12 protein-coding genes and 1 pseudogene are annotated in these 11,443 nt (G+C 61.4%); 9 read left to right on the forward strand and 4 right to left on the reverse strand.

The annotated features are described in order from the left end of the window. Nucleotides 1-27: 27 nt before the first annotated feature. From ACWPW0_RS05210 to ACWPW0_RS05220, 3 genes and pseudogenes are all read right to left on the reverse strand, one after another. On the reverse strand, nucleotides 28-297 hold the full coding sequence (locus ACWPW0_RS05210; RefSeq protein ID WP_454254638.1) for a hypothetical protein: 270 nt from the start codon (nucleotides 295-297) through the stop codon (nucleotides 28-30). Between the two features lie 180 nt (nucleotides 298-477). Continuing rightward, a pseudogene (locus ACWPW0_RS05215) lies at nucleotides 478-1,188 on the reverse strand (transporter associated domain-containing protein); the annotation flags it as partial. A 198-nt stretch (nucleotides 1,189-1,386) separates the two neighbouring features. Then, entirely contained in the window at nucleotides 1,387-2,187 is an 801-nt protein-coding gene (locus ACWPW0_RS05220; protein ID WP_447589645.1) for a cytochrome C assembly family protein, read from the reverse strand. Nucleotides 2,188-2,329: 142 nt separating this feature from the next. Between ACWPW0_RS05220 and ffh the strand changes: the two genes are divergently transcribed. From ffh to ACWPW0_RS05250, 6 genes are all read left to right on the forward strand, one after another. After that, the gene (gene ffh, locus ACWPW0_RS05225; RefSeq protein ID WP_454254639.1) at nucleotides 2,330-3,706 is read left to right on the forward strand and encodes a signal recognition particle protein; all 1,377 of its coding nucleotides are present in this window, start codon (nucleotides 2,330-2,332) and stop codon (nucleotides 3,704-3,706) included. A 202-nt stretch (nucleotides 3,707-3,908) separates the two neighbouring features. Then, complete coding sequence (rpsP, locus tag ACWPW0_RS05230) at nucleotides 3,909-4,160, forward strand: 30S ribosomal protein S16 (RefSeq protein WP_447589648.1); 252 nt, start codon at nucleotides 3,909-3,911, stop codon at nucleotides 4,158-4,160. A gap of 5 nt (nucleotides 4,161-4,165) precedes the next feature. Continuing rightward, entirely contained in the window at nucleotides 4,166-4,699 is a 534-nt protein-coding gene (gene rimM, locus ACWPW0_RS05235; RefSeq protein WP_454254640.1) for a ribosome maturation factor RimM, read from the forward strand. Nucleotides 4,700-4,728: 29 nt separating this feature from the next. After that, entirely contained in the window at nucleotides 4,729-5,472 is a 744-nt protein-coding gene (trmD, locus tag ACWPW0_RS05240) for a tRNA (guanosine(37)-N1)-methyltransferase TrmD (RefSeq protein ID WP_447589650.1), read from the forward strand. A gap of 42 nt (nucleotides 5,473-5,514) precedes the next feature. Then, the gene (gene rplS, locus ACWPW0_RS05245; RefSeq protein WP_447589652.1) at nucleotides 5,515-5,865 is read left to right on the forward strand and encodes a 50S ribosomal protein L19; all 351 of its coding nucleotides are present in this window, start codon (nucleotides 5,515-5,517) and stop codon (nucleotides 5,863-5,865) included. A 124-nt stretch (nucleotides 5,866-5,989) separates the two neighbouring features. Next, entirely contained in the window at nucleotides 5,990-6,403 is a 414-nt protein-coding gene (locus tag ACWPW0_RS05250) for an acyl-CoA thioesterase (protein WP_454254641.1), read from the forward strand. Here ACWPW0_RS05250 and ACWPW0_RS05255 read toward each other — a convergent pair. Beyond that, nucleotides 6,398-8,218, reverse strand: coding sequence for a cation:proton antiporter (locus ACWPW0_RS05255; protein WP_454254642.1), 1,821 nt, complete (start codon nucleotides 8,216-8,218; stop codon nucleotides 6,398-6,400). The genes ACWPW0_RS05250 and ACWPW0_RS05255 overlap by 6 nt on opposite strands. Before the next feature lie 76 nt (nucleotides 8,219-8,294). Between ACWPW0_RS05255 and xerD the strand changes: the two genes are divergently transcribed. The 3 genes from xerD to ACWPW0_RS05270 all read left to right on the forward strand — a co-directional run bounded on the left by xerD (nucleotide 8,295) and on the right by ACWPW0_RS05270 (nucleotide 11,430). Continuing rightward, entirely contained in the window at nucleotides 8,295-9,191 is an 897-nt protein-coding gene (gene xerD / locus ACWPW0_RS05260; RefSeq protein WP_454254643.1) for a site-specific tyrosine recombinase XerD, read from the forward strand. 96 nt (nucleotides 9,192-9,287) lie between these two features. Further along, a complete protein-coding gene (locus ACWPW0_RS05265) occupies nucleotides 9,288-10,013 on the forward strand; it encodes a DsbC family protein (protein WP_447589658.1) in 726 nt (241 codons plus the stop codon). A 112-nt stretch (nucleotides 10,014-10,125) separates the two neighbouring features. Further along, nucleotides 10,126-11,430 carry a homoserine dehydrogenase gene (locus ACWPW0_RS05270; protein ID WP_447589660.1) on the forward strand — a complete coding sequence of 435 codons (1,305 nt, stop codon included), beginning with the start codon at nucleotides 10,126-10,128 and terminating at the stop codon, nucleotides 11,428-11,430. Nucleotides 11,431-11,443 lie beyond the last annotated feature (13 nt).

The raw sequence follows: 11,443 nt of genomic DNA on the forward strand, positions 1-11,443 counted from the left end.
GCGCCTCTGTGTGGGCTCGGTCGAGTGCTACTCGAGTTTCTTCAACTCCTTGTCGTCATGCCTCAAGGCCTTTTTCTCTTCCTTGTCCACATGTTTGTCCGCATCGTGACGCTCGGCGTCTGCATGGTTGGCGCCCTTGTCGAGCTCCTTGCCAACGTGGTCGGCATCATGGAGAGCCTCTCGACCTTCGTGGCGAATCTCTTTTTCCGTTGGGCTCTCTGCGAGGGCGATTCCGCACTGCATCATCAGGGCCGCCGCAAGAAGGGTCGATGCGGTCAGTAGGCGGGTGTTGAGCATGGTGTATCTCCTGTCGAAAGCGGCCGATTACGGCTGCACGTTCTGACGATAGCCGCTTATTTGTCGGGCTACTGGCCGTCCGTCAAGCCAGGGCAGGATATGTCGAAGGCTGGGCCTGGAACCCGCAGGGCACAGGTTTGGCATCAAGGCTGTTGGCGAGGAGATCTGACTCAGGCCGGTCTACTGTGCCCTGCGCCGGAACTGCGCTTGCCATAGGCGAACGCTGATCACCCGGCTCTCGCTGGACTCGAGAATCTCCAGGCGATAAGGACCGATACGCAGGCAAACCGGGCTGTCCGGAATGGTTTCCAGGGCTTCGGTGATCAGGCCGTTGAGGGTTTTCGGGCCATCGCTGGGCAGGCGCCAGCCGAGAGCTTTGTTGATTTCGCGGATGTTCGCCGCCCCATCGATGATCTGTGTGCCATCGGCTTGTGGGTGGATTTCCGGGTTCTCGGCGTTTTCCTGATCGCTGAAGTCGCCGACGATCTCGTCGAGCAGGTCCTCGAAGGTGACGATGCCCTGCACGTCACCGTATTCGTCGACCACCAGGCCGAGTCGGCGTTTTTCCTTCTGGAAGTTGATCAGCTGGGTCGCCAGTGGCGTGCCTTCCGGAACGAAGTAGGGCGGCTGGCAGCACTCCAGCAAGCTTTCGTGCGTCAGCTTGCCCTGGGTCAGCAGGCTGGCCAGGCGCCGCATGTGGACGATGCCTTCCACCTGGTTGAGTTCGCCGCGAAATACCGGCAGGCGTGTGTTGGTCGTGGTGCGCAGCTGTTCGATGATCTGCGGCAGCTGGTCATCCAGGTCGATGCCAGTGACTTCGCTGCGCGGGATCATGATGTCGTCGACCGTGATCTTTTCCAGTTCGAGGAGCTGCAGCAGGGTTTGCTGGCGCCGCTGGCGTATTTCGGCGGGAGAGGCGTTTTGCATGTCGGCATGCCGCTCATGCAGTTTCGCGCCTTCGTGGCTTGGCGCTGTGCGCTGGCGTTTGTTCGCCGTCAGCTTTCGGCTGCCGAGCAGCCCGCTGGCAATAACCGCCGCAACTGCGGCGATGACCCACAGGGTGTAGGAGTCGAGGTTCACGCGCAGGCCCTAGATGTGCAGGATGAATTCGCGAACCAGCTTGCTGCCGAAATAGGCCAGCATCAGCAGGCAGAAGCCGGCCAGGGTCCAGCGGATTGCCTTATGCCCGCGCCAGCCGAGCTGGTGGCGACCCCAGAGCAGCACGGCGAACACCACCCAGGCGAAGCAGGACAGGATGGTCTTGTGCGCCAGGTGCTGGGCGAACAGGTTATCGACGAACAGCCACCCGGAAATCAGCGACAGTGTCAGCAGGGACCAGCCAGCCCAGAGAAAACCGAACAGCAGGCTTTCCATGGTTTGCAGGGGGGGGAAGTTCCGGATCAGTCCCGAGGGATGCTTGTGCTTGAGCTGGTGATCCTGCAGCAGCACCAGCATGGCCTGGAACACCGCCATGGTCAGCAGACCGTAGGCGAGGATCGACAGCAGGATATGCGCAAGGATGCCGGGCTCTTCGTCAATCGGGTTGAGCGTGCCCGATGGCAGGAACTGCGCCAGCAGCACGGTGAGACAGCCCAGTGGCAGCAGCACCAGCAGCAGGTTCTCCACCGGGATGCGCAGGCAGGCGAGCAGGGTCAGCACGATGACCGCGTAAGCGATCAGGCTGGCCGCATTGAAGAAGTCGATCGTCAGGCCGGGTGTGGCATGCAGTTGCATGAACAGGCTGGCGCCATGGAAGAACAGCGCGATCAGCACGAGCACGGCGAGCAGAGGCCTGTTCGGCGTTTCGTGTCTGGCCAGACGCAGGCCTTGGTAGGTAGTGGCGCCGGCGTAGAGAGCAGCGGCGACCAGGCTGGGCAGCAGAGGGTGCATAAGTCCTTGTAAGGCGGGCCCGAAAGGGCGTGAGTGTGGCATATAAGACGCGTTTCACGAAAGACCGCTGGCGGTGTCGGCGACCGGGACTCTTGGTTATACTTCGCTGCTTGCTGCAAGCCCCCGCCTGAAAGGAACGCGCATGTTCGAGAACCTTACCGACCGCCTGTCACAGACGCTGCGCCATGTTACTGGCAAGGCCAAGCTGACCGAGGACAACATCAAGGACACCTTGCGTGAAGTGCGCATGGCCCTGCTTGAGGCCGACGTCGCGCTGCCGGTGGTCAAGGAATTCGTCAACAAGGTCAAGGATCGTGCTGTTGGCACCGAGGTGTCGAAGAGCCTGACGCCAGGCCAGGCCTTCGTGAAGATCGTCCGTGCCGAGCTGGAAGAGCTGATGGGCGCGGCCAACGAAGACCTCAGCCTGAGCGTCACGCCGCCGGCGGTGGTGCTGATGGCTGGCTTGCAAGGTGCGGGTAAGACCACCACGGCTGGCAAGCTCGCGCGCTTCCTCAAGGAGCGCAAGAAGAAGACCGTGATGCTGGTATCGGCCGACGTGTATCGTCCGGCCGCGATCAAGCAGCTGGAAACCCTGGCGGGTGAAGTCGGGGTGGTGTTCTTCCCCTCCGATATCAGTCAGAAGCCGGTGGCGATTGCCCAGGCGGCGATTGCCGAGGCGCGGCTGCAGTTCATCGATGTGGTCATCGTCGATACGGCGGGCCGTCTGGCCATCGATGCCGAGATGATGGCCGAGATCCAGGCTGTGCATGCGGCGATCAAGCCGGCCGAAACGCTGTTCGTGGTCGACGCGATGACCGGTCAGGATGCGGCCAATACCGCCAAGGCGTTCGGCGATGCCTTGCCGCTGACCGGTGTGGTGTTGACCAAGGTCGACGGTGATGCGCGCGGTGGTGCGGCCTTGTCGGTGCGACAGATCACCGGCAAACCGATCAAGTTCCTCGGTATGGGCGAGAAGAGTGACGCGCTCGAACCCTTCCACCCGGATCGTATCGCGTCGCGTATTCTCGGCATGGGCGACGTGCTCAGCCTGATCGAACAGGCCGAGCAGACCATTGATCGCGAAAAGGCCGAGAAGCTCACCAAGAAGCTGAAGAAGGGCAAGGGCTTCGATCTCGAAGACTTCCGTGACCAGCTGCAGCAGATGAAGAACATGGGTGGCCTGGGTGGCTTGATGGACAAGCTGCCTTCCATTGGTGGGGTCAACCTGTCGCAGATGGGCAATGCCCAGGGCGCTGCCGAGAAACAGTTCAAGCAGATGGACGCCATCATCTGCTCGATGACGCCGGCCGAGCGCCGTGACCCGGAAATCATCAGCGGCTCACGCAAGCGCCGCATTGCGCTGGGCTCCGGCACGCAGGTGCAGGACGTCGGTCGCCTGATCAAGCAGCACAAGCAGATGCAGAAGATGATGAAGAAATTCACCGCCAAGGGTGGCATGGCCAAGATGATGCGCGGCCTCGGCGGCATGATGCCGGGCGGCGGCATGCCCAAGCTGTGATGCGGCTGCAGACCCCGGGGTGGTGGGTTTGCGCAGCGCGACGGCCAGTCTGATTCGGCCTGCCGCGCTCATGGATTGATCGATACCCAAAAAGAGATTTGCAAACGGCCGCATAATCCTTAGAATATGCGGCCTTTCGGGCCTAGGCCCTCAAAGTGTGCCTTTTAGTTTTGCAAGCACCGACTACAGGAACGATGTTCACATGGTAACCATCCGTCTTGCCCGTGGCGGCTCCAAGAAGCGCCCCTTCTACCACCTGACCGTGACCAACAGCCGCAATGCGCGCGATGGTCGTTTTGTTGAGCGCGTTGGTTTCTTCAACCCGGTCGCTAGCGGTGCTGAAGTGAAGCTCTCTGTAAACCAGGAGCGCGTCACCTATTGGCTGAGCCAAGGCGCCCAGCCGTCTGAGCGTGTTGCTCAGCTGCTCAAGGACGCTGCCAAGGCCGCTGCCTGAGTACTATGACCACGACGCCGGCCGCCGCTGACCTTATCGTCATCGGCAAGATCACTTCGGTGCACGGCATTCGTGGCGAGGTGAAGATTTTTTCCTTCACCGATCCGATTGACAATCTGCTGGACTACAAACGTTGGACGCTTCAGCGCGACGGCGAAGTCAAGCAGGTTGAGCTGGTCAGCGGGCGCTTGCAAGGCAAGGTTCTGGTGGCAAAGCTCAAGGGGCTCGATGACCGCGAAGTGGCACGTACCTTCGCGGGTTTTGACATTTGCATCCCCCGTGAGTCGCTGCCAGATCTGGCTGAAGACGAGTACTACTGGTACCAGCTGGTGGGTCTCAAGGTTATTGATCATCTCGGGCAGTTGCTCGGTACGATCGATCATCTGCTAGAGACCGGCTCCAACGATGTCATGGTAGTCAAGCCCTGCGCGGGTAGCCTGGACGATCGCGAGCGCCTGTTGCCCTACACGGCTCAGTGCGTACTCAAGGTCGATCTGGATGCCGGCGAAATGCAGGTCGACTGGGACGCCGATTTCTGAGCTGTCAGGCTCTTGTGCGAGCGAGTGCCATGCGCGTTGAAGTCATCAGCATCTTTCCGGAGATGTTTGCCGCCATCAGTCAGTACGGCATTACCAGTCGTGCAGTGAAGCAGGGGCTGTTGCAGTTGAACTGCCACTACCTGCGTGACTTCACTGACGACCGTCACCAGACAGTGGATGACCGGCCTTTTGGCGGTGGTCCCGGGATGGTGATGAAGATCAAGCCTCTGGAAGGTGCTCTGGCTGCGGCCAAGGCGTCTGCTGGAGAGAAGGCGAAGGTGATTTACCTGTCGCCACAAGGCCGCCAGCTTAATCAGCCGGCTGTGCGTGAGTTGGCTAGCGAAGAGGCGTTGATCCTTATCGCGGGTCGCTACGAAGGTATCGACGAGCGCTTCATCGAGGAACATGTCGATGAAGAGTGGTCGATCGGTGACTACGTTCTCTCCGGTGGCGAGCTGCCGGCGATGGTCCTGATCGATGCAGTGACTCGTTTGTTGCCCGGAGCATTGGGCCATGCAGATTCGGCCGAGGAGGACTCGTTCAGCGACGGCCTGCTCGACTGTCCGCACTACACCCGACCGGAGGTGTATGCGGGTAAATGTGTTCCTGACGTATTGCTTAGCGGCAACCACGAACACATCCGGCGCTGGCGTTTGCAGCAGTCCCTTGGTCGGACCTGGGAACGTCGCGCTGATCTTCTGGATAGCCGCTCGCTTTCTGGAGAAGAAAAAAAGCTGCTGGAGGAATACATCCGCCAGCGGGACGATAGTTAACGTATCGATGGCAAGCCATGGGCTTGTCTTAGGAGCACTGCGATGACCAACAAGATTATTCAGCAGATCGAAGCTGAACAAATGAGCAAAGAGATTCCGGCTTTCGCCCCAGGCGACACCGTAATCGTGCAAGTAAAAGTGAAGGAAGGCGAGCGTCAGCGTCTGCAGGCCTTCGAAGGTGTTGTCATCGCCAAGCGTAACCGCGGCCTGAACAGCGCTTTCACCGTACGCAAGATCTCCAACGGTGTTGGTGTAGAGCGTACCTTCCAGACCTACAGCCCGCTGGTTGACAGCCTGAGCGTCAAACGTCGTGGTGACGTGCGCAAGGCCAAGCTGTACTACCTCCGCGACCTGTCCGGCAAGGCAGCACGCATCAAGGAAAAACTGTCCTGATCGGACGGTTTTCCTGCAGGAAAAAAAGCAGCCCACGGGCTGCTTTTTTCATGCCTGTATTTTTCTTTCTGTAAGGTGGCAGTGCCCGCTATCGCCACCTCGTATTGCACAGAATGGACATGACATGAGCCCCAGAGAACAAGAGATTCAGCGCCGTACCGAGCTATCCGAGACCCGCGTGGCCAAGGCGGTGTTTCCACCGACCACCAACCACCACAACACGCTGTTCGGTGGTACGGCACTGGCCTGGATGGATGAGGTGTCGTTCATCGCCGCCACGCGTTTCTGTCGCTTGCCGCTGGTGACGGTGTCCTCTGACCGTATCGACTTCAAGCACGCCATTGCCGCCGGCTCGATCGTCGAGTTGATCGCCCGGGTGATCAAGGTTGGCAACACCAGCCTCAAGGTCGAGGTCAGTGTTTATGTCGAGAGCATGTACAGCGATGGCCGAGAGAAGGCCATCAGCGGCGTGTTCAGCTTCGTCGCGGTGGGTGAGGACAAGAAGCCGGTTCCGGTATTGCCCGAGTTTCCCCTATAGCGGTCGGCGGATGTCGTCCTCTGTCGGTTTGATCAGCGCGACCAGCGTCCAGTCCACAGAAGGGCTGAAAGCCAGGTGTTCGCTCGCGACATGCACCCAGCCTCGCGGGTCGAACGCTAGCAACAGGGTTGCCCGGCTGCCATGCAGGGCTTGATAGTCGGCCCAGCCAAAGGTGCTGCTCAAGGTGGTGGTGCGTATTTCCGCGCCATGGGCGAGCAGGCTGGCAAGTTGCCCGTAGGTGTGTGCCGGGTGGCCAAATGGCTGGCCACGTAATTCGCTGTTCAGTCGATGCTTTTCGCTCAGGCGTTGCTCATGGGCATTGCTCAGGGTGTAGAGGTTGGCCTTGCCAAAGTCGGGTCGGAAGCGGGTGCAGGCAAGGTCGTTCAGCTGACTGGAAGGGGACAGGGCGAGCAATTGGCCGATGCCGGTCAGGTCGAGGTTGGCATCAGCGTGTTGCGATGCCGGGTTGCCGAAATAGGTCGGCAGGCTTTCCATGCGTGCCGCGCTGATGTTTTCCCAGCTCGAATCGGTCAACAGGACGCGCCAGCCATGTTGCTGCAGGGCCTTGCCGATTGCGCGGGCTACTGGATTGGCGCCGATGATGAGGAAACCGCGTGCGGCGGGTTCGGCGACGTTGAGCAACTTGGCCAGTGGGCGTGCGGTGGCGCTTTGCAGCACGACGGTGCCGATGATCACCAGAAATGTCAGGGGGACCAGCAGGTGAGCCTGCGCATAGCCCTGCTCTTGCAGGCGAAAGGCGAAGATAGCGGATACCGCGGCGGCGACAATGCCACGCGGGGCAATCCAGGCCAGCAGGGCGCGCTCGCGCCAGCTCAGGCTTGAGCCGGCTGTGCTCAGGGCGACGTTCAGTGGGCGCGTAACCAACTGGATGATGGCAAGCAGTATCAGGGTGATCGGGCCCAACGCCAGCAGGGCATTCAGGTCCAGGCGAGCGGCGAGAAGAATAAACAGGCCGGAAATCAGCAGGACGCTGAGGTTTTCCTTGAAGTGCAGGATGGGCTTCACATCCACGCCGCGCATGTTGGCCAGCCACATGCCCATGACGGTCACAGCCAGCAGGCCGGATTCATGCATCAGCAGGTTGGCGCCGATGAAAATACCCAGCACCGCGGCCAGGGCGCCGAGGTTCTGCAGGTATTCCGGCAACCAGTGGCGGCGCAGCGTCAGGCCGAACAGCCAGCCGCCGGCGATACCCAGCAGGCTGCCGCTGGCAATGACGGCCGCAAAGGTGCCCAAGCTGCTGCTCCAGGCTTCTCCTGCGCTGCGGCTGACGATGAAACTGAAGACCACCACGGCAAGCAGGGCGCCGATGGGGTCGATGACGATACCTTCCCAACGCAGGATGTTGGCGATGGACGCGCGTGGGCGGACCACCCGCAGCATGGGGGCGATGACCGTCGGCCCGGTGACCAGGGTCAGCGTGCCGAACAGCAGGGACAGGTCCCAGGCGAAGTCCAGCAGGTAGTGGCAGGCGATGGCAATTACTGCCCAGGTCGACAGGGCGCCTATGGTGACCATGCGCTGCACCACGCTGCCGATTTCCTTCCACTCGGACAGATGCAGCGTCAGGCTGCCTTCGAACAGGATCAGTGCCACCGCGAGGGATACCAGCGGAAACAGCAGGGAGCCGAACAAGGCCTGCGGATCGAGCCAGCCCAGGATAGGGCCGGCGAGGATGCCGCACAGCAGCAGAAACAGGATGGCCGGCAAGCGCAGGCGCCAGGCCAGCCACTGACACGCCAGCGACGCGGCGCCAATCGCGCCCAGGCCAATGAGAATATGCGTTTCGTTCATCAGGACTCCTTGTCGCTGACAGTGCGGTGGGTGCTATGGAAGACTAGACGGCCTTTTACCGGTGAAGTGCGTGCCCATGCCGATTCTGGATCATCCGCTACTCGATCGCTTTCTCGATGCCTTATGGCTGGAGAAAGGGCTGTCGGCGCATACCCGTGATGCCTACCGTAGCGATCTTGGCCATTTTCACGCCTGGCTGCAGGCGCGCGGCCTGGAGTTGCCGAGCGTCGGGCGCGAGATCATCCTGGACCACCTGGCCTGGCGCCTGGCCGAGGGCTATCAGGCGCGCTCGACGGCGCGCTTTCTATCCGGCGTGCGTGGTTTCTATCGCTACCTGCTGCGCGAAGGGCTGATCAGCGAGGACCCGACCTTGCAGGTCGACTTGCCGCAGATTGGCCGACCGCTGCCCAAGTCGCTGTCCGAGGCGGACGTCGAGGCCTTGCTGCAAGCGCCCGAACTGGATGACCCCATCGGGCTGCGCGATCGCGCCATGCTGGAGGTGCTGTATGCCTGCGGTTTGCGGGTCACCGAGCTGATTTCCCTGACTCTGGAGCAGGTCAACCTGCGCCAGGGTGTGCTGCGGGTATTCGGCAAGGGCAGCAAGGAGCGCCTGGTGCCGATGGGCGAGGAGGCGATTGCCTGGATCGAGCGCTATGTACGCGAAGCGCGGCCATTCCTGCTCGATGGCAAACCCAGCGATGTGTTGTTCCCCAGCTTGCGTGGTGAGCAGATGACCCGGCAGACCTTCTGGCATCGGATCAAGCACCAGGCGCGGGTGGCGGGGATCAGCAAGGCGCTGTCGCCACACACCCTGCGCCATGCCTTCGCCACGCATCTGCTCAACCATGGCGCGGACTTGCGCGTGGTGCAGATGCTGCTTGGCCACAGCGATCTGTCCACCACGCAGATCTACACCCATATCGCCCGAGCCCGCTTGCAGGAGCTACATGCGCAGCATCATCCGCGCGGTTGAGTGTCTTTTGTCTGCCTGTGGCATCCATCCGGCGTCTGCGGTCGGCTCTGCGGGCCTTCTGTGGTAGGCTTGGCGGCTCGTTGACAGGAGAATTCCATGCGTGTTTCCCGCCTTCTCGCTGGTGCGGTTCTCGGCCTCGCCGCTGCTGTTGCACAGGCTGCCGATCCCGATCAGGCCATTCGCTCCACCCTCGGCAAATTGCAGCCTGACCTGCCCATCGAGGCCATCGCGGAAAGCCCAATGAGCGGCCTGTTCCAGGTTCACCTCAAAGGTGGTCGCCTGTTGTATGCCAGCGCCGATGGCCAGTACCTGCTGCAAGGCAACCTGTACCAGTTCAAGGATGGCAATGCGGTCAACCTGACCGAGAAGGCCGAGAGCGTCGGTATCGCCAAGGTCGTCGCCGATATTCCGGTCAGCGAGATGGTGGTATTCGCACCGAAGCAGCCGAAAACCCATATCACCGTGTTCACCGACACCGACTGCGGCTATTGCCAGAAGCTGCACAGCGAAGTGCCTGAGCTGAATCGCCTGGGTATCGAGGTGCGTTATGTGGCCTTCCCGCGCCAGGGCGTAGGCTCCCATGGCTACAACGGTCTGGTCAGCGTGTGGTGTGCCAAGGATCGCCAGGCGGCGATGACCAAGGCCAAATCCCGCGAAGAGCTGCCGCCAGCCACCTGTGCCAACCCGGTCGCCAAGCAGTTCGAGCTGGGGCAGATGATTGGTGTGCAGGGGACGCCGGCTATCGTCCTGGCCAATGGTCAGATGATTCCGGGCTACCAGCCGGCACCGCAACTGGCCAAAGTCGCCCTGAGCGCCAACTGAGCGCCTGGCTCACCGCCAGATTGACCAATAAACAGCCGCTTCGTACAGTGCGGCTCTTTTCCGCGGCCGGGGCTATCCCGGCCGTTTTTGCAGTGAAGATGGGGAGTTCAGCGTGAAGCCGGTAAAAGTAGGCATCTGTGGCCTGGGGACCGTCGGTGGCGGCACCTTCAACGTACTCAAGCGCAACGCCGAGGAGATTGCCCGCCGTGCCGGGCGTGGAATCGAAGTCGCGCAGATTGCCGCGCGTCGCCCCAATCCGAAATGCGATACCGGTACGACCCCCATTACCGCTGATATTTTCGACGTAGCCAGCAACCCGGAGATCGATGTGGTCATCGAACTCATCGGTGGCTACACCCTGGCCCATGAGCTGGTGCTCAAGGCCATCGAGAACGGCAAGCATGTGGTCACCGCCAACAAGGCGCTGATTGCCGTGCACGGCAACGAGATTTTCGCCAAGGCGCGCGAGAAGGGCGTGATCGTTGCGTTCGAAGCCGCGGTAGCCGGCGGCATTCCGGTGATCAAGGCGATCCGTGAGGGCCTGGCGGCCAACCGCATCAACTGGCTGGCGGGCATCATCAACGGCACTGGTAACTTCATCCTCACCGAGATGCGCGAGAAGGGCCGTGCCTTTGCCGACGTCCTCAAGGAAGCTCAGGCGCTGGGCTATGCCGAAGCCGATCCGACTTTCGATGTCGAAGGTATCGACGCCGCGCACAAGCTGACCATCCTGGCCTCCATCGCCTTTGGTATTCCGCTGCAGTTCGACAAGGCCTACACCGAAGGCATCAGCACGCTGACCAGCGCCGACGTCAACTACGCCGAAGCCCTGGGCTACCGCATCAAGCACCTGGGCGTGGCACGCCGTACCGAGGCTGGCATCGAGTTGCGCGTACACCCGACGCTGATCCCGGCCGACCGCCTGATCGCCAATGTAAACGGCGTGATGAATGCGGTCATGGTCAACGGCGATGCTGCGGGCTCGACCCTGTTCTACGGCGCAGGCGCCGGCATGGAGCCGACCGCTTCGTCCGTGGTCGCCGACCTGGTCGATGTCGTCCGTGCGCTGACCACCGACCCGGAAAATCGTGTGCCGCACCTGGCCTTCCAGCCAGACGCTTTGAGCGACCACCCGATCCTGCCGATTGCCGAGTGCGAGAGTGCCTACTACCTGCGCATCCAGGCCAAGGATCATCCGGGTGTGCTGGCCCAGGTGGCGAGCATCCTGTCGGAGCGTGGCATCAATATCGAATCGATCATGCAGAAGGAAGTCGAAGAACACGACGGTCTGGTGCCGATGATTCTGGTCACCCACCGCGTGCGCGAAGCGCAGATCGACGAAGCCATCGCCGCCCTGGAAGCCCTTGATGATGTAGCCGGCAGCGTCGTCCGCCTGCGCGTCGAACAGCTCAATTAATCGACGTCTCGCG

The organism is Pseudomonas sp. Marseille-Q8238, from assembly GCF_965111915.1.